This window comes from Micromonospora arborensis, from assembly GCF_003205615.1.
GTDB classification, from domain to species: Bacteria; Actinomycetota; Actinomycetes; order Mycobacteriales; family Micromonosporaceae; genus Micromonospora; species Micromonospora arborensis.
Map to the genome: position 1 here is coordinate 217,260 of NZ_PYBV01000009.1, position 22,918 is coordinate 240,177.

General features: G+C 70.9%; 19 protein-coding genes and 1 riboswitch. Of the genes, 6 read left to right on the forward strand and 13 right to left on the reverse strand.

Annotated elements, in window-relative coordinates; all coding sequences use genetic code 11:
• Positions 1-29: 29 nt before the first annotated feature.
• Positions 30-608, forward strand: a complete 579-nt coding sequence (dcd, locus tag C7C45_RS07445; protein WP_030332009.1) for a dCTP deaminase — start codon at positions 30-32, stop codon at positions 606-608.
• A gap of 59 nt (positions 609-667) precedes the next feature.
• On the opposite strand, the gene C7C45_RS07450 is transcribed toward dcd, so the two are convergent.
• Positions 668-1,708 carry a C40 family peptidase gene (locus tag C7C45_RS07450; RefSeq protein ID WP_110562891.1) on the reverse strand — a complete coding sequence of 347 codons (1,041 nt, stop codon included), beginning with the start codon at positions 1,706-1,708 and terminating at the stop codon, positions 668-670.
• 13 nt (positions 1,709-1,721) lie between these two features.
• Positions 1,722-1,857, reverse strand: a riboswitch (cyclic di-AMP (ydaO/yuaA leader).
• Between the two features lie 233 nt (positions 1,858-2,090).
• Between C7C45_RS07450 and C7C45_RS35500 the strand changes: the two genes are divergently transcribed.
• Positions 2,091-4,070 (forward strand): N-acetylmuramoyl-L-alanine amidase, encoded by a 1,980-nt coding sequence (locus tag C7C45_RS35500; protein WP_110562892.1) that lies wholly within the window; start codon positions 2,091-2,093, stop codon positions 4,068-4,070.
• Between the two features lie 54 nt (positions 4,071-4,124).
• On the opposite strand, the gene C7C45_RS07460 is transcribed toward C7C45_RS35500, so the two are convergent.
• The 5 genes from C7C45_RS07460 to C7C45_RS07480 all read right to left on the reverse strand — a co-directional run bounded on the left by C7C45_RS07460 (position 4,125) and on the right by C7C45_RS07480 (position 10,399).
• Complete coding sequence (locus tag C7C45_RS07460) at positions 4,125-5,138, reverse strand: C40 family peptidase (RefSeq protein ID WP_110562893.1); 1,014 nt, start codon at positions 5,136-5,138, stop codon at positions 4,125-4,127.
• A gap of 166 nt (positions 5,139-5,304) precedes the next feature.
• Entirely contained in the window at positions 5,305-6,306 is a 1,002-nt protein-coding gene (locus C7C45_RS07465) for a hemolysin family protein (protein ID WP_110562894.1), read from the reverse strand.
• Entirely contained in the window at positions 6,299-7,624 is a 1,326-nt protein-coding gene (locus C7C45_RS07470; RefSeq protein WP_244200276.1) for a hemolysin family protein, read from the reverse strand. The genes C7C45_RS07465 and C7C45_RS07470 overlap by 8 nt, the downstream gene beginning before the upstream one ends.
• A gap of 103 nt (positions 7,625-7,727) precedes the next feature.
• Positions 7,728-9,926, reverse strand: coding sequence for a (Fe-S)-binding protein (locus C7C45_RS07475; RefSeq protein WP_110562895.1), 2,199 nt, complete (start codon positions 9,924-9,926; stop codon positions 7,728-7,730).
• A 209-nt stretch (positions 9,927-10,135) separates the two neighbouring features.
• A complete protein-coding gene (locus tag C7C45_RS07480) occupies positions 10,136-10,399 on the reverse strand; it encodes a cell division protein CrgA (RefSeq protein ID WP_030331997.1) in 264 nt (87 codons plus the stop codon).
• A gap of 221 nt (positions 10,400-10,620) precedes the next feature.
• Here C7C45_RS07480 and C7C45_RS07485 point away from each other — a divergent pair, with 221 nt between their 5' ends.
• The 4 genes from C7C45_RS07485 to C7C45_RS07500 all read left to right on the forward strand — a co-directional run bounded on the left by C7C45_RS07485 (position 10,621) and on the right by C7C45_RS07500 (position 13,955).
• Positions 10,621-11,421, forward strand: a complete 801-nt coding sequence (locus C7C45_RS07485) for a DUF881 domain-containing protein (RefSeq protein ID WP_110562896.1) — start codon at positions 10,621-10,623, stop codon at positions 11,419-11,421.
• 131 nt (positions 11,422-11,552) lie between these two features.
• Complete coding sequence (locus C7C45_RS07490; protein ID WP_425271121.1) at positions 11,553-13,019, forward strand: class E sortase; 1,467 nt, start codon at positions 11,553-11,555, stop codon at positions 13,017-13,019.
• 4 nt (positions 13,020-13,023) lie between these two features.
• Positions 13,024-13,302 carry a hypothetical protein gene (locus C7C45_RS07495; protein WP_110562898.1) on the forward strand — a complete coding sequence of 93 codons (279 nt, stop codon included), beginning with the start codon at positions 13,024-13,026 and terminating at the stop codon, positions 13,300-13,302.
• A 2-nt stretch (positions 13,303-13,304) separates the two neighbouring features.
• Positions 13,305-13,955 (forward strand): aminodeoxychorismate/anthranilate synthase component II, encoded by a 651-nt coding sequence (locus tag C7C45_RS07500; protein ID WP_110562943.1) that lies wholly within the window; start codon positions 13,305-13,307, stop codon positions 13,953-13,955.
• A 44-nt stretch (positions 13,956-13,999) separates the two neighbouring features.
• Here C7C45_RS07500 and C7C45_RS07505 read toward each other — a convergent pair whose 3' ends face one another.
• Genes C7C45_RS07505 through C7C45_RS07535 form a run of 7 tightly spaced genes read right to left on the reverse strand, consistent with a single transcriptional unit; the run spans position 14,000 to position 22,914 of the window.
• Positions 14,000-14,689 carry a SanA/YdcF family protein gene (locus C7C45_RS07505; RefSeq protein WP_110562899.1) on the reverse strand — a complete coding sequence of 230 codons (690 nt, stop codon included), beginning with the start codon at positions 14,687-14,689 and terminating at the stop codon, positions 14,000-14,002.
• Positions 14,690-14,708: 19 nt separating this feature from the next.
• Positions 14,709-16,523, reverse strand: a complete 1,815-nt coding sequence (pknB, locus tag C7C45_RS07510; RefSeq protein WP_110562900.1) for a Stk1 family PASTA domain-containing Ser/Thr kinase — start codon at positions 16,521-16,523, stop codon at positions 14,709-14,711.
• Complete coding sequence (locus C7C45_RS07515; protein WP_110562901.1) at positions 16,520-17,929, reverse strand: serine/threonine-protein kinase; 1,410 nt, start codon at positions 17,927-17,929, stop codon at positions 16,520-16,522. Before C7C45_RS07515 ends, pknB begins: the two co-directional genes overlap by 4 nt.
• A gap of 1 nt (position 17,930) precedes the next feature.
• Positions 17,931-19,436 (reverse strand): peptidoglycan D,D-transpeptidase FtsI family protein, encoded by a 1,506-nt coding sequence (locus tag C7C45_RS07520; protein ID WP_110562902.1) that lies wholly within the window; start codon positions 19,434-19,436, stop codon positions 17,931-17,933.
• Complete coding sequence (locus C7C45_RS07525) at positions 19,433-20,926, reverse strand: FtsW/RodA/SpoVE family cell cycle protein (protein ID WP_110562903.1); 1,494 nt, start codon at positions 20,924-20,926, stop codon at positions 19,433-19,435. The genes C7C45_RS07520 and C7C45_RS07525 overlap by 4 nt, the downstream gene beginning before the upstream one ends.
• Before the next feature lie 30 nt (positions 20,927-20,956).
• Positions 20,957-22,432 (reverse strand): PP2C family protein-serine/threonine phosphatase, encoded by a 1,476-nt coding sequence (locus C7C45_RS07530; protein ID WP_110562904.1) that lies wholly within the window; start codon positions 22,430-22,432, stop codon positions 20,957-20,959.
• Positions 22,429-22,914: an FHA domain-containing protein FhaB/FipA gene (locus tag C7C45_RS07535; RefSeq protein WP_110562905.1), complete on the reverse strand. Its 486-nt coding sequence runs from the start codon at positions 22,912-22,914 to the stop codon at positions 22,429-22,431. The genes C7C45_RS07530 and C7C45_RS07535 overlap by 4 nt, the downstream gene beginning before the upstream one ends.
• Positions 22,915-22,918 lie beyond the last annotated feature (4 nt).

A 22,918-nucleotide genomic window follows, 5' to 3' on the forward strand; every position in this document is an offset into this window, starting at 1 on the left:
GCTCTGGGTGGCGCGGCTATGGTGGTCCGATGCTGCTCTCCGACCGCGACCTGGTCTCCGAGATCAAGGCCGGCACGCTGGGCCTGGAGCCGTTCGAGCCCACCCTGGTTCAACCTTCCAGCATCGACGTGCGACTCGACCGGCTGTTCCGGGTCTTCAACAACCACCTCTACACACACATCGACCCGGCGATGCAGCAGGACGACCTGACCTCGGCGGTCGAGGTGCCCGACGGCGAGCCGTTCGTGCTGCACCCGGGGGAGTTCGTGCTCGCCTCGACGCTGGAGGTCATCTCGCTGGGCGACCAGCTCGCCGGCCGGCTGGAGGGGAAGAGTTCGCTGGGCCGGCTCGGGCTGCTCACGCACTCCACCGCCGGCTTCATCGACCCCGGTTTCTCCGGTCACGTGACGCTGGAGCTGTCCAACGTGGCGAACCTGCCGATCACCCTCTGGCCGGGCATGAAGATCGGGCAGCTCTGCATCTTCCGGCTCTCCTCGCCGGCTGAGCACCCGTACGGCTCGGTGGTCTACGGCTCGCGCTACCAGGGCCAGCGGGGGCCGACGCCGAGTCGCGCCTGGCAGCACTGGCGCACCTGGCCAACTCGCTGAATCCGTAACGACGAGGGCCCGCCGCGACGAATCGCGACGGGCCCTTCGGTCACCCTCGATCAGCCTGGGCGGCCGTAGCTGTGGATCGGGCCGTCGTCGACCTTCTTCATCTTGACCGGTTGACCGGCCTGCGAGGCGTGCACCACCCAGCCGTTGCCGACGTACATGCCGACGTGGTGGATGTCGCTGTAGTAGAAGACCAGGTCACCGGGGCGCAGATCGGCCTTGCTGACGTTCTTGGTCGCGCGGCTCTGCGCGGCGGCGTTGTGGGGCAGTGACACGCCGGCCTTCGCCCAGGCGGCGAGCATCAGGCCGGAGCAGTCGTACGAGTTCGGGCCCTCGGCACCCCACACGTAGGGCTTGCCGATCTGGGCGCAGGCGAACTTGACCGCCGTGCCCGCGGCGCCGCCGGGATAGCTGGCGGGGCACGGTGCCGGGCGCAGCGGGCCGCCGCCACCGTTGCCGTACACCTTGAGGCGCAGCTTCTGCAGCTTGTCGATCTCGTCGTTGATCTGCTTCTTCTTCGCGGCCAGCTGGGCCTCGGTACGGGTCAGCTGGGCCACCATCTCGTCCAGCGGCGCCTTCTGCGCGGCCAGGTCGTCGCGCAGGTCGGCCACCTGCCGCACGTCCTGCTGCTGGTTGTGCGCGAAGCGGTCGAGCATCTCGAGTTGGCCGACGACCTCGCTGGGTGACCGGCTGCCCAGCACCGCGTTGACGGTCGCGACGTTCTCGCCCTTGTACGCGCGCACGGCCAGGGCGCTGACCTTGTTCATCGCGGCGTCGACCTGACGCTCCAGCGGGGCGATCCGGGCGGCCACCGCGTCGGCCTGCCTGCGCTTCACGGCGAGGTCGGCCCGGGTGGCGTTGTGCTGTTCGATGATCGGTTCGAGCTTGTTCCAGTCGGCGTCGATCTGACGCTCGATCTCGGCGACGCTCGGGTCGGCGTGGGCCGCCGTGGCGCTGCCTGTCAGGACGACGGCGACGCCGATCAGTGCGGCGAGAGCGGTGCTGAAGCGGGAACTGCGTGGGCGCGGCACGATCGACGTCGGGCCGGCTGATGCCGGCCGCCCGAACGACGGCCGCGGGGCATGGAGTGCCACCGGGGTTCCGTACTCCTTCTTCCTGACCGCCTACCGGGTTAGCTGACGGGTTCGGGCGGGAAGTCGGCGCCCTACCGCAATCGCTGCGGATTCACCCCGGGGGACCTGGGTCCCCGGTTCGTTCGGAAACGACTCGGCGGTGTCGGTCCGTTACCGCCCGGGCTGGGCGGAGCTGCTATCGGGCCGACGAATGACCAGAGTAGAGACGCCTGTTACCGATCCGCAACCCGTACGGCCGTGACACTCCGTACCGATCAGGGAGGGTCACGGGCCGTACGCGAAGATTTCTTTCTCGACGCGTCGAGGCATGGAAAGGTATTGACGCAGACTCCCGGGCGGCGCGAAGGTGACCTCACCTTATTCGTGGAATCTAGGGGGTTCGATGCACCATCCAACCCTGTCCGCCGGCCGGCGCGCACTGCTCGCCGCCGCCGTGGTCGCCGCCGCGACCGCCGTACCGCCACCCGCCGGCGCGGCCGCCGCACCCACGGCCGACCGTCAGCAGCAGTACGCCGCGGCAGCCGCCGAGTACGGCGTACCGACCGACGTGCTGCTCGGCGTCTCCTACCTGGAGTCCCGCTGGGACAGCAACGCCGGCACACCGAGCACCAGCGGCGGCTACGGTCCGATGCACCTGACCGACGCCCGACACGTGGCCGCTCTGCCCGGGGGTGGCCACCACGACGCCGGCACCGAGGACCCACGCGGCGACGGGTCCCGCCCCACGCTCGCGCCCGCTCCCCGGCCGGCCGACGACCCCGCGCCACCTGCCGCCGCGTTGCAGACCGTGGACGCCGCCGCCGCACTGACCGGCGCCGCTCCCGACTCGCTGCGCACCGACGCCGACGTCAACATCCGAGGCGGGGCGGCGCTGCTGGCGTCGTACCAGCGCGAGTTGGGCGCCCCGGTCGGTGCCGGCACCGACCCGGCCACCTGGTACGGCGCGGTGGCCCGCTACGCCGGCGCGGACAGTGCCGACGCCGCGGCGGCCTTCGCCGACGAGGTCTTCACCACCATCGGCACCGGCGAGTCGCGGGTGACCGACGACGGCCAGCGGATCACGCTGCCGGCCCGGACGATCCGGCCGGAGCGTTCCTGGCTGGACCGGCTGGGCCTGCGCCGCCTCGCCCGCCCGGACGGGCTGGAATGCCCCCGCACCATCTCCTGCGAATGGATTCCGGCCCCCTACGCCGCGTTCGGCGACGGGGACTACGGCAACCACGACCTCTCCGACCGGCCCGGCCGGCAGAAGATCGAGTACATCGTCATCCACGACACCGAGGCGAGCTGGGCGACCACCCTGAAGCTCGTGCAGGACCCGACCTACGTGAGCTGGCACTACTCGCTGCGTTCGGTGGACGGGCACGTCGCCCAGCACGTCCAGACCAAGGACGTCGCCTGGCACGCCGGCAACTGGTACGTCAACGCCAAGTCGGTCGGGTTGGAGCACGAGGGCTTCGCGGCGCAGGGCACCTGGTACACCGAGGCGATGTATCGGACCTCGGCGAAGCTGGTCCGGCACCTCGCGCTGCGGCTGGGCATCCCGCTGGACCGCCAGCACATCATCGGCCACGACAACGTGCCCGGCACCACCGCCGCGACCGTCCGCGGAATGCACTGGGACACCGGCCCGTACTGGGACTGGACGCACTACTTCGAGCTGCTGCACGCGCCACGGTTGGACACCGGCACCCCGGCCACCGGTCTGGTCCGGATCGACCCGGACTTCGCCACCAACCAGCCGGCGTTCATCGGCTGCGTCACCGCCGGTGTGCCGTGCGCGCCGCGCGGCTCCTCGGCGGTGGTGCTGCGCTCCGCGCCGTCCGCGGACGCGCCACTGGTCAACGACATCGCGCTGCGCCCCGACGGCACCCCGAACACCATGGAGGTGTCGGATCACGGCGCCCGGGCCTCCGCCGGCCAGACGTACGCGCTGGCTGGCCGGCAGGGCGACTGGACGGCCATCTGGTACCTCGGGCAACGGGCCTGGTTCCACAACCCGGCGTCCGCGCCGACCGCCAGTTGGACCGTCGGCCTGGTGGCCACCCCGAAGCCCGGACGGGCCACGATCCCGGTGTACGGGCGGGCGTACCCGGAGCAGGCGGCCTACCCGGCCGGCGTGCCCTACCAGGAGATCTCGCCGCTGCAGTACACCCTGGCCGCCGGGCAGCGGTACGCCGTCGGCGCGGTGCTGGCCGGCGAGTACTACCGGGCCAGCACGGTCGACGGCTCCTCGCCCGGCGACTGGACGGTGATCCGCGGCAAGAACCGGTACGCGCAGATCCAGTTCGGCCACCGCATCATGTACGTCGACCTGGCCGACGTGCAGTTGCTGCCGTCCCCGCTGGGCGCCCCCCGCTGAGAAACCACGACGGCCCCCGGTCGGTGACCGGGGGCCGTCGTCGTGCCTGGGTGATCAGCCGGGTCTGCGGAACCCGGCGACCGGCATGGTGTTGATGCTGGACACCTGCACGGGTTTACCGGCCCGAGGGGCGTGCACCATCTGGTTGTTGCCCAGATAGAGCCCGACATGACTCAGGCCGGAGAAGAAGAAGACCAGGTCACCGGGGCGGGCATCGGCTCGTGAGACGGCCTTGCCCTCGTTCCACTGGTCACCGGTGAAGTGGGTGAGGTAGATCCCGGCCGCCTTGTAGGCGTACTGGGTCAGTCCCGAGCAGTCGAACGAGTTCGGGCCGGTGGCGCCCCAGACGTACGGCTTGCCGACCTTGCCGCAGGCGGTCCTGATCGCGGTACGGGCGGCCGAGCTGACCACTCCGTTGATGGTCGGGCAGGCCGCGGTCACGACCGTGGTCTTGGGCATCGACGCCTCGAGCTGCTTGATATCGGCGTCGATCTGCTTCTTCTTGGCGGCCAGCTCGTTCTGCTGCTTGGTCTGGGTGGCGATCAGCGCATCGAGCTTCTGCTTCTCGCCGTCGTACTTGGCCCGCACGGCCAGCACGCCCTCGACCTCTTTGTGCTCCTGCGCGGCCAGCCGGTCGAGGACGGTGAGCTGCTCGGTGAGCGTGTCCGGCTTGGCGCTGACCAGCAGCGCGCCGATATCGTGCGACGGGCCCGACATGTAGTAGCGGGAGGCGAGATCGCCGACCCGGTTGAGCGCCAGCTCGCTCTGCAGCGACAGCGGCTCGATCTTCTTCTGCAGGTCCGTCGACTTCTGCCGATTGACCTTCAGCTGCGCCCTGACCTTGTTGTACTGCTCGATGGTGGGCTCCAGCTGCTCCCACTTCTTGTCGATCTGCGCCTCGATCTCGTCGACCGAGGGCGCGGCGTGTGCCGGCGCGCTGAGCAGACCGGCGCCGACTGCCGCGGCGGCGACCAGGACAAGCAGGCGATGGGCAGCGCGGCGCAGGCCACCCGGCCGAGCAGACACTTTCAGGTCGTGACGATGAGGGGGCATGGTTGCCACCGGCACCGACTCCTTTGCAACCGACCGCCGGGCGCCTCGCGTGAGGGAAGGCCGAGGCAGACGACCTACAGCGGTCGGTGCCTCACATTAGGGAAGGTCGGGGCGGTAATCAAGGCGAGCACCATCACCATCACTGTCGTGCAACCGCTTGCACACCAAGGGTATTGGCCCGTCACCCAACGATTGCGGTCAATACATCATCGAGTGTGACCACACCGAGAGGGCGCCGACCATCGCTGACCAGCACCATGTGCCGCCGCTCGCGGCGCATGGCCAGCAGCAGGTCGGCCAGCGTACGCTCCGGCGGCACCACCGCCAGCGGCCGGTAGACCTCCGCCGGCACGGGCGATCGGCGCCCCTGCCCGGCGTACCCGAGCACGTCCTTGACGTGCACGAAGCCGAGCACCCGACGGGTCGATCGCTGCACCACCGGAAAGCGGGACCGGCCGGTCCGGGTCGCCAACACCTCCAACGACGCCGGCGACACGTCCTCGGCCACCGTCACCACCGTCGACCACGGCTGCAACGCGTCCGCCGCGGTGCGGCTGTGCAGGGCCAGAGCACCGGTGATCCGATCGTGCTGCTCCTCGTCGAGCAACCCCTCGGTACGCGCCTGCGAGACAAGCCCGGCCAACTCCTCGGCGGTGAACACCGTCTTCACCGCCTCGGACGCCTCGATCCGCCACAGGGCGAGCACCCGGCGGGCCGCCCACTTCATCGCGAGCAGCAGCGGCTTGGTGGCCACACAGAACGCCAGCATCGCCGGGCCGAGCCAGAGTGCGGAGACCTCCGGACCGGCCAGCGTGATGTTCTTCGGGACCATCTCGCCGACGACCGTGTGCAGAAACACCACCACGCCCAGAGCCAGCACGAACGCCACCGGGTGCACCGCCCGCTCGGGCAGGCCGGCCGCGTGGAACGGCGGCTCCAGCAGGTGCGCCAACGCCGGCTCGGCGATCGCGCCCAGGCCCAGCGAGCAGACGGTGATGCCAAGCTGCGCACCGGCGATCATCAACGGGATCTGGTTCATCGCCGACAACGCCCACCGGGCACGCTTCGACCCGGCGGCCAACGGCTCGATCACCGTCCGGCGGGACGCGATGAGCGCGAACTCACTGCCCACGAAGAACCCGTTGCCGAGCAGCAGCAGCACGGTCACCAGCAGCTCAGTCATCGTCGTCCGGCTCCGCCGGGCGCAGCACCCGGACCTGCTCGATCCGGTGCCGCTCCACCTCCACCACGGTGAACTCCCAGCCGCCCGCCTCGACCGTCTCGCCGGCCAACGGAATGTGCCCGAGCTGAGCCATCAGGAAGCCGGCCAGCGTCTCGTACGGCCCCTCGGGCAGCCGGAAGCCGGTCTGCTCGGCCACCTCGTCGGAGCGGAGTACCCCGTCGACCAGGACGGTGCGCTCACCGCCCGGCACGGTCAGCTCGACCGGGTCGGCGTCGTCCACGCTCGCCGGGTCGAACTCGTCGGCGATCTCCCCGACCAACTCCTCGACGAGGTCCTCGATCGTCACCACGCCGTCCGTGCCGCCGTACTCGTCGACGACGATGGCCAGGTCGGCCCCGGCCGCCTTCAACGCCGCCAGCACGCCGTCGAGGTTGAGGCTCTCCGGTACGTACACCGGCTCGCGGGCCACCGAACCGACAATGGTCGACGCCCGGTCGGCCAGCGGCACGCCCAGCGCGTCGGGCACACCGGCCACGCCGGTCACCAGGTCCAGGGTCTCCTCGTACACCGGGAAGCGGGTCCGTCCGGTCTGCCGGGACTGCTCCAGCAACTCGGCCACGGTGGCCGTGACGCGCAGCGCGACCACGTCCACCCGGGGGGTCATCGCCTCGGCGGCCCGCTTGTCACCGAACCGGATGGTGCGGCGCAGCAGCATCGCGGTGTCCGTCGGCAACGCACCGGCCCGGGCCGAGATGGCCGCCAGCAGGCCCAACTCCTCCGGCGAGCGGGCACTGGCCAGTTCCTCCTGCGGCTCCACGCCGAACGCCCGGACCAGCCGGTTCGCCGAGCCGTTCAACCCCCGGATCACCCAGCCGAACGTCCGGGAGAAGGTGTGCATCGGACCGGCCGTGGCGAGCGCCGCCGGCATGGGCCGGGCCAGCGCCGCGTTCTTCGGCACCAACTCACCGAAGAGCATGGAGATCAGCGTGGCCAGGGCCAACGCGAGGAACGGGGTGAACCGCTCGGCGGCGTCCGAGCCGATCGGGCGCAACAGCGGGGTGAAGAGCCGGGCCAGGGCCGGCTCGGCCAGGTAGCCGGTGAGCAGGGCGGTGATGGTGATCCCGAGCTGCGCACCCGAGAGCTGGAAGGAGAGTTCGCGCAGCGCCGTGCGTACCGTCAGGGCGGCCTGGTCGCCCGCGGCGGCCCGCCGGTCGATCTCCGCGCGGTCGACGGTGACCAGGGCGAACTCGGCCGCGACGAAGAACGCGTTGCCCGCGGTCAGCGCAACGAACCCGACCAGGGGCAACAGCGTCGTCAAGAGCAGGCCGTCGATGTCGCCTCACCTCGGCGAGATTCTTGCACGACGGCGGCGGCCCGCACCGGGCCGCCGCCGTCGATGAACAGATCCCAGGTGTACGCGCTCAGCCGCCGATCGGCGCGGCTTCCCTGCCGTCCTGCGGCTGCTCCGGCTTGACCGAACGGAGCAGCACACTCGCCACGTCGACCACCTCGACCTGCTCGCCGGCGCCCTTGCCGTTGACCCCGTCGTTGAGCATCGTCGAGCAGAAGGGGCAGCCGACGGCGACCGTCCTGGCCCCGGTGGCCATGGCCTCCTCGACCCGGTCCACGTTGATCCGCTTGCCGATCTTCTCTTCCATCCACATCCGGGCACCGCCGGCACCGCAGCAGAAGGAGCGCTCACTGTTGCGCGGCATCTCGGTGAGTTCGCCCGCGATGGCGTCGCCGAGCACCTCGCGGGGGGCCGCGAAGATCCGGTTGTGCCGACCCAGGTAGCAGGGGTCGTGGTAGGTGACACCGCCGTCGACCGGCTGCACCGGGGTGAGCTTGCCGGTGGCGACCAGGTGGGCCAGCAGTTGGGTGTGGTGGACCACCTCGAACTCGCCGCCGAGCTGGCCGTACTCGTTGCCCAGGGTGTTGAAGCAGTGCGGGCAGGTCGCGACGATCTTTCGCTTGGCCTTCTCCCGACCCTCGAACGCCTCGTTGAGCGTCTCCACGTTCTGCTGGGCGAGCATCTGGAAGACGAACTCGTTGCCGATCCGCCGCGCCGGGTCGCCGGAGCAGGTTTCGCCCTCGCCCAGGATCGCGAACTTCACGCCCGCCTCGTTGAGCAGCGTGGCCACCGCCCGGGTGGTCTTCTTGGCCCGGTCCTCGAACGCACCGGCGCAGCCGACCCAGAACAGGTACTCGAAGTCGTCCACCTCGCCGACCCGGGGCACCTCGAAGTCCAGGCCCTTGGTCCAGTCCTCCCGGGTGTTCTGCGGAGCGCCCCACGGGTTGCCCTTGTTCTCCAGGTTGCGCAGCATCACGCCGGCCTCGGAGGGGAAGCTCGACTCGATCAGCACCTGGTAGCGGCGCATGTCGACGATGTGGTCGACGTGCTCGATGTCCACCGGGCACTGCTCGACACAGGCGCCGCAGGTGGTGCACGACCAGAGCACGTCGGGGTCGATGACACCGCCCTCCTCGGCGGTGCCGATCAACGGCTTGTCGGCCTCGGCCAGGGCCAGTACGTCGAGGTGTGCGAGCTGCGCCTGAGTGGCCTTCTCCTCGCCGGTCAGGTCCTTGCCGCCGGCGGCCAGCAGGTAGGGCGCCTTGGCGTACGCGTGGTCGCGCAGGCTCAGCACGAGCAGCTTCGGCGACAGCGGCTTGCCGGTGTTCCAGGCCGGGCACTGCGACTGGCAGCGACCGCACTCGGTGCAGGTGCTGAAGTCCAGCAGACCCTTCCAGCTGAACTGCTCGACCTGGGCGACACCGAACTGGTCGGACTCCGGGTCGGCCTCCTCGAAGTCGAGCGGCTTGCCCTGGCTCATCATCGGACGCAGCGCGCCGAGGCCGGATCCGGCCGGCCGGGCCGGCTCGCGCTTGAAGAAGATGTTGGGGAACGCCAGGAAGCGGTGCCAGGCGACGCCCATGGTGACGTTCAGGGAGATGACGATCAGCCAGGTCATCGAAATAATGATCTTGATCGCGGCGGCGACGCTGACCCCGTCCGGCCAGTCCGGCAGCACCGCGCCGACCGCGTGGCTGACCGGGGTGGCCCAGAACGGGAACTCGAAGTGGTCGGTGGCGACCTTGAAGCCGCGAATCACGAACCCGAAGATCAGGACCAGCAGCACGATCCACTCGACGAAGTAGCCCTGCCACATCGTCGAGCCGGTGAACCGGGACCGTCCACCCGGCCGGGTCGGCCGGTTGCGGAGCCGGATCGCCATCAGCACCAGGATGCCGACCAGACCCAGCACCCCGATGATCTCGGTGACCAGGCCGAAGATCGTCCAGTGCCCGATGATCGGCAAGCCACCGTCCGTGGTGGCCACCTCGAAGTACGCCTCGAGCACCAGCAGCGACAGCACGATGAAGCCGACCATCACGAACCAGTGCGCGGCACCCACCACGCCCCACTTGAGCATCCGGGTGTGGCCGGCCGTCTCCACCAGCATGGTCCTGGCGCGGGTGACCTTGTCGGAGAACCGCTCCGGCGCGGGCTGGCCGAGCCGGATGACTGCCACCATCTTCAGGACCGCACGCACCGCAAGCCACACCGCCACGGCGGTGACGGCGGCTGCGAGGATCGTGGTGACGATCTGGACGCTGCCCATCGAGTTGGCCTCCCCGGTCTGCTGCCTGATGACCTCGCTCTCGCTCGGTCATGCAGTGCAGCCTACGCGAAGGTTACCCAGCAGTAACGTGAGTCATCTCGCAGTAGGCCACGCTGCCTGCGGACACCATAGGGGGCCCCACCCGATCCTGCCGGGCAGGGGCTGGGTGGGGTGACAAGGAACCATCGACGCGACAGCGCCGAGCCTGCTCAGCGCCAGCGGGAGAGCAACGCCAGCGAGGCGACCATCGCGCCGAAGCCGACCGCGAGGTTCCAGTAACCCCACGCCATGACCGGGTACTCCTGCTCGGACAGGTAGTAGAGCACCAGCCAGCCGATCCCGACGACGATCAACGCGACGGCGGTGACCGGCAACCACACCGGGCTAGGCTTGCGCGACGACGCCGTCGTCGTCGGACGGACGTCCGTCGGCGGGGTGTACACCTTCTTCTTACGGACCTGAGACTTGGGCACGGCGCTCTCCAGAGGGGTGACGACCTCGTCCGGCCTGACAACCGGGCGCGGGGGCGACGGTCCATGGCCAATAATGTTCGAGAGCTAGCGTAGTCCCGATTGGCCGCCCGGACCACGAATGGGGTCAGGCCGGTGCACGGAGTGACCGAAAGAGGCGGGACTGTTCGCATCACCGGCCCGGCCGGCACGGACCGATCCCCGACACGCGGAAGGAACGCTCGGTGGAGTACACATCCGGCGCAACCTCCTGGCAGAAGGTCCTCCGACGGGCCGCTGCCGGGCTGCTGCCCCGGCGACCGCGTCAACGCCGACCGGGCTGGTCGATCGGGGTGCCCCTGATCGCCGCCGCGGCTGGGTTGCTCTTCACCACCAGCGCCACCACCGCCGACGGCACCGCTCTGCGCGAGGACCGACGGCCCCAGCTCAACCAGCTCATCGAGGACCGGCGCGAGCAGGTGGCGGCGAGCGAACGCCGCGCCGCCACGCTGCGCGGCGAGGTCGAGCAACGGACCAACACGCTGGCCGGTTCGGACGCCCCGATCAAGGATCAGCAGGAGCGCGCACAGGGCAACCTCCAGGCCGCCGGGTTCACCGCCCTCAGCGGGCCCGGGGTCACGGTCGAGCTGAACGACGCGCCCCAACTCGACCGGACCCAGTCTGACGCCAGCAACGACGACCTGGTGGTGCATCAGGCGGACGTGCAGGCAGTGGTCAACGCGCTCTGGTCCGGCGGGGCGGAGGCCATGTCAATCATGAACGTCCGCGTGCTCACCACCAGCGCGGTACGCTGCGTCGGTAACACCCTGCTGCTTCATGGCCGGGTGTACTCCCCACCGTTCAAGATCGTGGCAATCGGCGATCCCGCTGCTCTTCAGCAGGCCCTCGCCAGCTCTGAGGGAGTCCGGTTGTTCAAGGACGCGGTCGACGACTACCAGCTCGGTTACGAGGAGACGGCCTCCACGGTGCGAGTTCCCGCATTCGAAGACTCGACCTCCCTCCGCTCCGCGAAGGTACTCAAGTGAGCAGCCCGGACGAGCGTCGCGACGGACGACACCGCGATCAGACCGACGATCAGACCGCCTTTCTGCCCAAGGTCGACCGGCCTGAGCCGGCACCTGGTCGACCGACCCCGGCCGGCAACTGGCCCGAGCCGGTGCTGCCCGCGCGGCCCAGCGCGTCGCGCCCGCCGGCCACGCCGGAGCCTCCGCGCACCGCCGACCCCACCCACACGCCGGGCCGCCAGGGTGGCGAAGCTCCGCCGCCGTGGACGGGCGGCAACCCCGCCCCCGCCTCAGGCACGCACGGGGGGGCCGGCCTGCCCCCCGCCGCCGCTCCCGGCCGGCCGGCCGCGACCAACCAGGGCCCGGTTCGGCCCGCCACCCCCGGCAACACCCCGACCGTCCCGGGCACGCCCGGTGGGATGCCGACCCGGCCGGCAACCTCCGGCACGCCGAACCAGCCGGCCCCGTCCGGTCCTCCGACGCCGCCGGTTGCCGACTCGCCGACCGCGTTCATCCCCCAGATCGCCGCCCGGCCCACCCGACCGACCGGCTCACCTGCCGCGCCGGTCTCACCGGCCGCCCCGCACTCCGTCCCGGCGACTGGGCAGGACAGCCTCTCTCCGGCCGGGCCAGGCCGTGTCCCTCAAACTGGGCCAGGCCGTGTCCCTCCCAGTGGGCCGGACCGGGTTGCCGACCCTGCCGCCACCGCGTTGATCCCGGCCGTGCCCGCCACACCCACCACCCGGCCGCCAACCAGCGACTCGACCCAACTGATGGGTGCCGTCCCCCGCTCAGCGGTCCCCGACGGGCCGACCGGTGGCGGTGACAACCCCGCCGAGCCTCCGCGGCCCCGGCGCGGAGAGCGGGTGGTCCAACTCCGGCCGCACCAGACCGGCGAGGGCTACAAGAGCGTCTACTCCGAGCTCACCCGCCCGTCGCTCGGCTCCCGGCTGCGCACCGGCGTCCGCGTCACCGGCGAAGTCCTGATCACCTTCGGCCTGGTGGTGCTGCTCTTCGCCGGCTACGAGGTCTGGGGCAAGTCGGCCATCGTCGACGCCCACCAGAACGACCTCAACACCCAGTTGAACCAGGCCTGGGGCCCGACCGACGACCCGACGGTCGCCCCGACGGCGGCCGGCCCGAGCGTCAAACCGTCGCCACCGGTACGCGGCAAGCCGCTCGCAGGTCTCTACATCCCCAAGCTCGACAAGAACTGGGTCGTGGTCGAGGGCGTCACCCAGGCCGACATCCGCTACGCCCCGGGCCACTACCCGGGCAGCGCGCTGCCCGGCCAGGTGGGCAACTTCTCCGTCGCCGGCCACCGCAACCGGGCGACCTTCTGGCGGCTGGACGAGCTCGACGAGGGCGACGCGATCGTGGTCGAGAGCAAGACCGACTGGTACGTCTACCGGGTGTCGCGGTCACGGATCGTCAAGCCGACCCAGGTCGAGGTGGTGGCGCCGGTGCCCGGCGAGCCGGACAAGAAGCCGACCAAGCGGATGCTCACCCTGACCACGTGCAACCCGAAGTTCGACAACTACCAGCGCCTGATCATCCACGCCGAGCTGGACCGCACCCAACCCAAGTCGGCGGGCCGACCGGCCGAGCTGGGAGGCTGACCCGATGTACGCCTTCATCTGGCGCAAGCTGCCGTTCGGCCTGGCCGGAAAACTGATCGGCTCGGTGCTGCTGGTGGCCGCCACGGTGGCCCTGCTCTGGTATGTCGCCTTCCCGTGGGCCGAGCCACTGCTGCCCTTCGACGACGTGCAGGTCGAGTCCGGCGTCCCCGCGGAGCCGGGCGACGGCGGCCCGGTGACCGGGGACACCCCGGCGGGCGATGACCACGAGCTGCCGTACGACACCGACCAGAACAACCCCGCGCCGTCCTCCCCGAGCAGGTGACCATGCGCGTCCTGGTGATCGACAACTACGACTCGTTCGTCTTCAACCTCGTGCAATATCTTGGCCAACTCGGCGTGGACTGCGAGGTCCGCCGCAACGACGAGGTCGACATCGCCGAGGTGGGCAAGGTGGGCGCCACCGGCATCCTGCTCTCACCCGGGCCGGGCAGCCCCGACCGGGCCGGCATCTGTCTGGACGTCATCCGACAGTACGCGGGTGAGCTGCCGATCTTCGGCGTCTGCCTCGGCCACCAGGCGATCGGTGAGGCGTTCGGGGCGACCGTGACGCGCGCCCCCGAGCTGCTGCACGGCAAGACCTCCGAGGTACGACACAACGCTGTGGGCGTGCTCGCCGGCCTGCCCGACCCGTTCACCGCCACCCGGTACCACTCGCTCGCCGTGCTGCCCGAGACGCTCCCGGACGAGCTGGAGGTCACCGGCTGGACCGGCTCCGGCGTGGTGATGGCGATGCGGCACCGGACCCTGCCCATCGAGGGCGTCCAGTTCCATCCGGAGTCGGTGCTCACCGAGGGCGGCCACCTGATGCTGGCCAACTGGTTGGCCAGTTGCGGTCATCGGGAGGCGCTGGACCGCGCACCCGCGCTCGCCGCCGAGGTCGATGCCCGTCGCCGGGCCGCCTTCGCCACCACCTGAGGCCCCGCCGCTCGGTCACCACGCCGGGACCGCATACCGCCGGGTCAGCCCCGCAGCGCGTCCTGGACCGCCGGATCCGCGGGCGAGCGAACCGCCGGCGCGCGGCCCCGGACCGCGTCCCACGCCGCTTTGCCACTGGCGAAGTAGTCCCGCACGGACTTCTCGGCGAGCAGGACGGGCCCGCAACCATCGCAGCGTGCGGTGACCCCGTCGACGTCGAGGCCGAGATGCCGGCACAACGTCACCGCTCGGGACAAGTGGTAGGACTGGGTCACGATCAGGGCCCGCTCGACGCCGTACACCTCACGCGCGCGGGCGCAACTGTCGTACGTGTCCAGGCCGAACGGGTCGGCCACCACCCGGCGCGCGTCGACACCGCGCTCGGCGAGGTACGCCGTCATCACCGTCGGCTCGTCGCCGGACGCGCCACCGCCGTCGCCCGACACCAGGACGACAGTGGCCCGACCGCTGGCCACCAGCTCCGCGGCGGTGTCCAGGCGGCCGGCGAGACGGTCACCCGGCCGCTGCCGATCGGCTGCCACCTCGGTGCCGAGCACGATCGCCACGTCGGCGGTCGGCACGTCGGCGGCTTCGTACACGTGGCCGCGTGCGGAGAGCGTCGTCCACAGCCACGGGGAACTGGCGAGCACCAGCACAACGAGGCCCGCGACGGCCAGCCGGCGGAGACGTCGGGGCCACCGCCGGACCGCCCCGACCGGGGGCTCCTCGGTCATGCCGATGCCCGCAGGTGGCCTAATCCTGCGGCCGGCTCGGCGGGGGTGGGAACGGCAGACCGATACCGCCCCCGTTGCCGGGAGTGGTCGGTGTGGTCGTCGGTGTAGCCGTCGGTGTGCTCGTCGGCGTCGGGGGGGTCTCCGGCTCCGGCTGACTCACCTTGATGGTCACCCTCGTGCCGGTCGGCTTCTTCTCCCTGCCGTTCGGGCTCTGGTCGGTGACCTTTCCCGCCTCGGCGGCGGGCACCTCCGGCCCGTTCTGCACGACGACCGTGAAGTCGTCGTTCCGGAGGACCCGGGTGGCCTCCTCCTGGCTCAGCCCCACGACGTCCGGCACCTCACGGACCTTGCCGTTCGAGACGGTGAGCGTGATCTTCGTGTTTACCGGGACGCTCTCGCCCTCGGGCGGGTCGACTTTGAGAACCTCGTCCTGGCTGGCCTCGTCGTCCACCGTCTTGATGTCGTACTTGAGCTTCGCCTCGGTGAGCCGGGCGATGGCGCTCTCCCGCTTGCTGCCCTTGAGCCCGGCCGGAACGCGCACCTCGGGAACGCCGCCACAGACCTGAATGGTGACCGCTTCGCTCTGCTTCAGTCGGCTGGCTGGTGCCGGATCCTGGTTGACGACGTTGCCCTTGGTGCAGTCGCTTGCCAGCACCGGGTCACCCACCTTCGGGGAGAGCCCGGCGTTGCGGATCTCGGCGACCGCGACGGCCTGGCTCTTGCCGACGAGAGAGGGCACCTGCTTGTCGGCCTTGCCCTGCTGTTGGCTCCAGAGCAGGGCCGCTACCAGGGCGATCACCGCCAGCACGCCGACCGCGCTGAACGTCGCGATCAACCACGAGGACGCCTTGCGCTGGCGCGGATCGCCCACCCGGGCCATCTGCCCGGTCTGCGGCCCAGCGGCGGAAGCCGGGTAGCCACCCCGGCCGGAGGCCGGTGCCATCGCCACCGTCTCCGCCTCGCGCATCACCGGGGTGGCCAACACGGGCCGGCCGGCGGCAGCGCGGAGCAGGTCGGCACGCATCTCGCCAGCGCTCTGGTAGCGGTTGAGCGGGTTCTTCGACAGCGCCTTCAAGACGATCGCGTCGACGGCCGGAGTGACGTCCGGGTTGATGTCGCTCGGCGTCGGCGGCGTCTCCCGGACGTGCTGGTAGGCGACGCTGACCGGGCTGTCCCCGACGAACGGCGGGTGCCCGCAGACCAGCTCGAAGAGCACGCAGCCGGCCGCGTACACGTCGGAGCGGGCGTCGACGGCCTCGCCGCGCGCCTGCTCCGGAGAGAGGTACTGTGCGGTACCGATCACCGCGCTGGTCTGCGTCATGGTGGTCGCGCCGCTGGCCAGCGCCCGGGCGATGCCGAAGTCCATCACCTTGACCTGGCCGGTCTGGGTGAGCATCACGTTGCCGGGCTTGATGTCCCGGTGGATGATGCCGTGCCGGTGGCTGAACTCCAGGGCGGCGCACATGTCGGCGCAGATCTCCAACGCCCGGCGCGGCTGCAGCCGACCCTCGGCGCCGAGGACCTCCTTCAACGTCCGCCCGTTGACGAACTCCATCACGATGAACGGCAGCGTTTCGCCGGTCGGTGCGGTTTCCTCACCGGTGTCGTAGACCGCCACGATCGCCGGGTGGTTGAGCGAGGCGGCGTTCTGCGCCTCCCGACGGAACCGCATCTGGAACGTCGCATCCCGAGCCAGGTCGGTACGGAGCATCTTGATCGCGACGTCCCGACCGAGCCGGAGATCGCGACCGCGGTGCACCTCGGCCATGCCGCCGTAGCCGAGCAGCTCGCCGACCTGGTACCTGCCACCGAGCAGGCGGGCCTGCGCTGTCATCGCGTCTGTCGTCCTTCGCTCGTCGTCGTCCCGCCGTCGCCCGGCTGGAGTCGTATCTCCCGACGGTACGACGTCCGGGTCGGATCGTCGCGTCCGTCGAGTCGTAGCGCGCCGGACGTCACGGCGCGAGGAGTCAACCCGGCGGGTTCACCGGCCTGCGACTGCTTCCGCAGGTTGTAGGAAATCACGCCGGAGCAGAGCAGGACCAGCACGGCCAGCAGGATGGCGAGAAGCACCATTCCGGGCCGGGACCGGGAGGGCTCGGGTGACGGCGCCGACGGGCCCGCCGGCCGGGCGTACGCCGCAGGTTGCTGCTGCCGGGGCGGTGCCGACGGCACCGCTGCGGCACCGCGCGGGTATCCGTTCGGTGCGGCGGGCGGCCGGGCGGGCGGAACGGCCGGCGCGACGGCGGTGGGGCGCGGCTGCTGGGCCGGCGCGATCGCAGTCGGCCGCACCCCGGCGGCTGGCGGGCGGGCACCTGGCGGGCGCAGTTGGTGCGCCTGCGGCACCTGGGCCCGGCCGGGTGCCGCAGGCGATGCCGGCGCCGCCGAGACGGGCCCGGAGTTGCCAGCGGCCCTGGCCTGCTGGGAGAGCGCGGCCTTGAGCTGGCGGGCAACCCCGGCGAGCGCGGCGGCGCTCGGCCACCGGGCGGCCGGGTCCTTGGCCAACGCCCGTTCCACGACCGCGCGCACCTGCGGGGGGATGTCGGCGGGCAGCGGCCGGGGAGTCTCCCGGACGTGCCGCATCGCGATGTCGAGCGGGTTGTCGCCCTCGAACGGGCGTCGCCCGGCGAGACACTGGTAGGCGACCACGCCCAGCGCGTAGACATCGGACGCGGGGGTGGCCACGCCGCCGGTGGCCTGCTCGGGCGAGATGTACGAGGCGGTGCCGAGCACCGAGCCGGCGGCGGTGAGCTGGCCGACCAGGTCGGAGCGGGCGATGCCGAAGTCGGTCAGCACCAGCGTGCCGTTCGGCCGGACCAACAGGTTGCCCGGCTTCACGTCGCGGTGCACGATGCCCTTCTCGTGGGCGGCGTGCAGCGCGTCCGCGGCCTGCGCGACGAGGGCCATCGTCCGGGCCGGGGTGAGCCGGCCGACCCGACTCAGCGTGGACGACAGGGCGTCGCCCTCGACGTACTCCATGACCAGGAACGCGATCTGCTGGTCGTTGCCGAAGTCGTAGACGTCGACCACGCCGGGGTGGTTGATGGTGGCCATGGTGCGGGCCTCGCCGCGGAACCGCTCGGCGAAGTCCGGGTCGTCGAGCAGCGCGGGGAGCAGGCTCTTCACCGCGACCGTCCGGCCGAGCACCTGGTCGGTGCCGCGCCAGACGTCGCCCATGCCGCCGCTGGCGATCCGCTCGTCGAGGCGGTAGCGGTTGCCGAGCTGGACACCGGGGCTGAGCATGTCAGCGACCCCCGGGGTCGGCGATCGCGGCCCGCATGATCTGGCCGGCGATCCGGGCTGCCTCGGCACTGCCGCCGGGGCCGGCCTGTTCGAGCATCACGCAGACGGCGGAGATCGGAGTGCCGTTCTTGTCGAGCGCGAAGCCGATGAACCAGCCGTGGTCGGGCCGGTCCGGAGCGGACTGCGCGGTGCCGGTCTTGCCGCCGACCTTGTAGCCGTTGATCGCGGCCTTCTTGCCGGTGCCGTTCTGGACCACGCTGACCATCATGTCGCGCAGGTCGGAGGCGACCTGAGGGCTGACCGGCTGGCGCAGCTCCCGTGCCTTGGCGGTGTGGTAGCTGGTGGTCCGGTCCGGGGCGAGCAACTGCCGCACCAGGTACGGCCGCATCTGGCTGCCGTTGTTGGCGACCGAGGCGGCGATCATGGCGCCTTCCAGCGGGGTCATCCGAACGTCGCGCTGCCCGATCGAGGACTGGGCGAGCGCGGCCGGGTCGTCCCCGCCGTCGGCGTTCTGGATGGTGCCGGTGCGGCTGGCCGCCGTGGGCAGGCCGTCCTCACCGAGTTCGCCGACGGTCAGGTCCTCCTGCTCGAAGCCGAACTGTCGGGCCTTCTCCTTGATGGCGTTGGCGCCGAGCTGCACGCCGAGCTGGGCGAAGCCGGTGTTGCACGACTCGGTGACCGCTGCCAGCAGGGTGACCTTCGGCTCCGGGCAGATCGACGCCTCGGCGTTGCGAATCGGGCTGCCCGAGGTGGGCGGGGTCCAACTGGGGCCGGCCGGGATCTGGGTCGTCTTGGTGATGCCGTTCTCCAGGGCTGCCGCAGCCACCACGATCTTGAAGGTGGAGCCCGGGGGGAGCGTCTCGGAGAGCGCGCGGTTCTTCAGCGGACCGTCCGGGTCCTGTTCCAACTTGTTGAACGCCGCAGCGGCCTCGCTGGTGGTGTGGCTGGCCAGCGGGTTCGGGTCGAAGCTGGGCATGGAGACCAGCGCCTGCACCGCGCCGGTACGCGGGTCGATGGCGATCGCCGCGCCCTTCTTCGCCCCCACCTGGTTGTTGCGGAGCTGGTTGTACGCCGCGTCCTGAGCCTTCTTGGAGAGCGTGAGCAGCACGTTGCCACCACCGCTGTCGTCACCGGTGAACATGTCCTTCAGCCGGTCGCCGATCAACTGGTCGCTGGTGCCGGCCAGGAAGTCGTCTTCCACCCGCTCGATGCCCTGGTCGGCCAGGTTGACCGGCTTGTAGCCGAGCACGTGGGCGTACTCGGCGCCGCCCGGGTAGGTGCGCAGGAACTTCAGCGTGCCGGTGGTCTCCTTGCTGGTGGCCACTGCCGTGCCGCCAGCCTCGATGTTGCCGCGCTTGCGCTTGTAGTCGGCAACCTGGACCCGGCCGTTGTAGTCGCTGGTGCGGTATTCGTCGGCCTTGTAGGCCTGGATCCAGTTGAGGTTCGCGAAGAGCAGGCCGAACAGGACCATGACGACGACGCCGACCCGACGCAGGGGTGCGTTCACGGCTTGATCACCTCCGTGGGAGCACCATGCAGCTGCTCGGGCGGGCCGGCGGAGGGCCGGGGAGCCTTGCCACCGGCCCCGGTGACCGGCCGGTGGGCGCCGTCGGAGACCCGCAGCAACACCGCGATGAGCAGCCAGTTCGCCATCAGTGACGAACCACCGGCCGACAGGAACGGGGTGGTCTGACCGGTCAGCGGGATGAGCTTGCTGATCCCGCCGACGATCACGAAGACCTGCAGACCGAGGGTGAACGCGAGACCACCGGCGAGCAGCTTGCCGAACGAGTCCCGCACCGCGAGCGCGGCGCGCAGCCCCCGCTCCACGATCAGCAGGTAGACGACGAGCAGCGCGGAGAGCCCGAAGAGGCCGAGCTCCTCACCGATGCCGGCGAAGATGAAGTCGTTCTGCACCTCGGGCAGGATCCCGGGCTGGCCGCCGCCCGGCCCGGCACCGAAGAGGCCGCCGGTGCCGAGCGCGAGCAGCCCCTGCACCAACTGGAAGCCCTTGTCGGTCGGATCGGCGAACGGGTCGAGCCAGATCTCGGCGCGCAGGTAGAAGTTGGCGAACGGGCCGCCGACCGTCTCGCCGAGGACGTAGGCGAGGTACGCGCCACCGAAGAAGAGCGCCAGGCCGATCAGCAGCCAACTGACCCGTTCCGTGGCGATGTAGAGCGTCACCACGAACATGCCGAAGTAGAGCAGCGAGGTGCCCAGGTCCTTCTCGAAGACCAGCACCAGGACGCTGATCAGCCAGACCCCGACCACCGGGCCGAGGTCGCGGCCGCGCGGGAAGTCGATGCCGAGGAATCGCCGGCTGGCCAGCGACAGCACCTCGCGCTTGCGGACCAGGTAGTAGGCGAAGAAGACCAGCAGCGCCAACTTGGCGAACTCACCCGGCTGGATGGAGAAGCTCTCACCGAACTGGATCCACAGCTTGGCGCCGTTTCGCTCGGAGATTTTCGACGGCAGCACCGCCGGCAGCATCACCAGCACGATGCCGGCCAACCCCAGGGTGTACGCGTACCGCGAGATCGACCGGTGGTCACGCATGATGGCGAGCAGGCCGGCGGCGAGGATCACCGCACCGAGCGTCCAGGCCAACTGACGCCCGCCCTGCCCCGCGAAGGTGGCCAGGCCCTCCCGGTCGGCGACCGGGGCGCCGCCCAGGTCGATCCGGCGGAGGAAGCCCACGCCGAGCCCGTTGAGCAGGGCCACCGCCGGCAGCAGGGCCGGGTCGGCGAACGGGGCCAGGAACCGGATGACCAGGTGCAGACCGAGGAAGACCACCCCGAGCGCGGCGGCGGGCATCCAGAAGTCCGGGGTGACCGTGTCCAGCAGGTTCGCCTCGACGGTCGCCCCGTACGCGGCCACCAACGCCATGGCGAGCAGCAGCAGGGACAGTTCGGCGTTGCGGCGCGACCGCGCCAGGCGTACGCCGGACTGCTCGCCCGCGGTCGCGGGCGAGGGTGCCGGTGTGGCCGCTACGGTCACGGGTGGAGTCCTCGGGATCTCAGCCGACGCTCACTCAGGAGACCGGCAACCGGCAGGGTCGAGCGCCGGCGGGGCCGAGTCGGAGGGCGTGACGTCGGGTGTGGTGGTCAGGCCGGTCGCACCGACAGCGGCGCTGGCAGCGCCGGTCGGGCTCGCGCTGACAACCCCGGTGGGGGTCGCCGACACGTTGGGGCTCGGGCTGCCGATCGGGGTCGGCGTCGTATCGGTCGGCGTGGGGGTGGGCGTGGGGGTGCCACCCACCGCGGCCGTCGGGTCGAGCGGGCAGAGCGGCTTCAGGTTGGGGTTGCTCGGGCTGTCGCTGGTCAGCTCGGCGAGCTGACGCTCGGCGTCCGGCTCACTCTTGGCCCTGATGCCGACCTTGACGGTGTCCTGCGCGGCGACCGTGAGGTCGTCCAGTCGGGTGCCGCTGCGGCGGTGCACGGTGGAGAGGTCCATGCCGGCGATCTCACCCTGGACGCCACGGAAGACGGCGACCTGCCCCTCCTCGGTGGCTCCCACGTAGTACTGCCGCTGGGTGTACGTCCAGCCCGCGAAGCCACCTCCGCCGACGATCACCAGCAGCGCCGCCGCCATGGCGGCGGTCCGCACCGGGCGGCGCTTCGGCCGGTCCGGTTCGTCGTCCGCGGCCGCCGGCTCCTCGGGCGCGGCCGGGCGCGGCGCGGCGAGCGCCGAGGCCCGGGCGGCCGGAGTCGAGTTGTCGGCGGAGGTCGCCATGCCTCGGTCCCGCGCGGCGGCACCGCCGACGATGGGGCTGGCCTCCACGATGTCCTGATCCGTGGCATCGGCGATGATCACCGTGATGTTGTCCGGTCCGCCGCCGCGCAGCGCGAGCTGCACCAGCCGCTCGACGCACTGCTGCGGGTCGGTGTACTCCCGCAGGGTCTCGCCGATGGTTTCGGCGCTGACCACACCCGACAGGCCGTCGCTGCAGATCAGGTACCGGTCGCCGGGCAACACCTGACGCACCGAGTACTCCGGGTCGATGTCCCGGCCGTCCAGGGCTCGGGTGAGCAGTGACCGCTGTGGGTGGCTGCTCGCCTCCTCGGCGCTGATCCGGCCTTCGTCGACGAGCATCTGGACGTACGTGTCGTCCTTGGTGATCTGCGCGAACTCGCCGTTGCGCAGCAGATAGGCCCGCGAGTCGCCGATGTGGACCATCCCCAGCTTGCTGCCGGTGAAGAGGGTCGCCGTCAGCGTGGTGCCCATCCCCTCCAACTGCGGGTTGGCGTCCACCGTGTCGCGGAGTTGTTGGTTGGCGGTGCCCACGGCCGAACGCAACGCATCGACGAGGGCGTCCCCCGGGACGTCCTCGTCGAGCGGCGCCATGGCACCGATGACGATGTTGCTGGCGACGTCACCGGCGGCCATGCCGCCCATGCCGTCGGCAACGGCGAGTAGCCGCGGCCCGGCGTAGACGGAGTCTTGATTGCCGTCTCGGATCAGACCGCGGTCGCTGTGGGCCGCATAGCGCAGGGTCAGAGTCATGGCCGTAATTCGAGGGAAGTGCGGCCGATCCGGATCGGCACGCCGAGGGGGACGGGGGTTGGTCCGGTGACCTTAGCGCGATCTAGGTACGTGCCGTTAGTCGAGCCGAGGTCCTCGACGTACCACTGCCCGTCGCGCGGCACGAGCCGGGCGTGTCGCGCGGAGGCGTAGTCGTCGGTGATGACCAGGGTGGAGTCCTCAGCCCGACCAATGGTGATCTGCGCTTCACCGAGAGTGATTCGGGTGCCGGCCAGCTGACCGGCTGTCACCACCATCTGGTGTGCCGCCCTACCCCGCTTCACCTTCGCCGGCTTCGCCGCCTGCCCCGTCGAGGCGCCCACCGCGCGTGGGGCGGCCACCAGGCGACCGGACCGGGCGCCCGCGAAGAGGTCCCGACGGATCACGCCGACCACCGTGAACACGAAGATCCACAGCAGGATCAGGAACCCGAACCGGGCAACGGTGATGACCAGTTCCGGCAAGGCG

What these genes read in the sequence shown, in the direction of transcription:
- dcd (WP_030332009.1), top strand. Translation starts at nt 30, where the DNA reads ATGCTGCTCTCCGACCGCGACCTGGTCTCCGAGATCAAGGCCGGCACG.
- C7C45_RS35500 (WP_110562892.1), top strand. Translation starts at nt 2,091, where the DNA reads ATGCACCATCCAACCCTGTCCGCCGGCCGGCGCGCACTGCTCGCCGCC.
- C7C45_RS07465 (WP_110562894.1), bottom strand. Translation starts at nt 6,306, where the DNA reads ATGACTGAGCTGCTGGTGACCGTGCTGCTGCTGCTCGGCAACGGGTTC.
- C7C45_RS07475 (WP_110562895.1), bottom strand. Translation starts at nt 9,926, where the DNA reads ATGGGCAGCGTCCAGATCGTCACCACGATCCTCGCAGCCGCCGTCACC.
- C7C45_RS07495 (WP_110562898.1), top strand. Translation starts at nt 13,024, where the DNA reads ATGTACGCCTTCATCTGGCGCAAGCTGCCGTTCGGCCTGGCCGGAAAA.
- C7C45_RS07500 (WP_110562943.1), top strand. Translation starts at nt 13,305, where the DNA reads ATGCGCGTCCTGGTGATCGACAACTACGACTCGTTCGTCTTCAACCTC.
- C7C45_RS07505 (WP_110562899.1), bottom strand. Translation starts at nt 14,689, where the DNA reads ATGACCGAGGAGCCCCCGGTCGGGGCGGTCCGGCGGTGGCCCCGACGT.
- pknB (WP_110562900.1), bottom strand. Translation starts at nt 16,523, where the DNA reads ATGACAGCGCAGGCCCGCCTGCTCGGTGGCAGGTACCAGGTCGGCGAG.
- C7C45_RS07515 (WP_110562901.1), bottom strand. Translation starts at nt 17,929, where the DNA reads ATGCTCAGCCCCGGTGTCCAGCTCGGCAACCGCTACCGCCTCGACGAG.
- C7C45_RS07530 (WP_110562904.1), bottom strand. Translation starts at nt 22,432, where the DNA reads ATGACTCTGACCCTGCGCTATGCGGCCCACAGCGACCGCGGTCTGATC.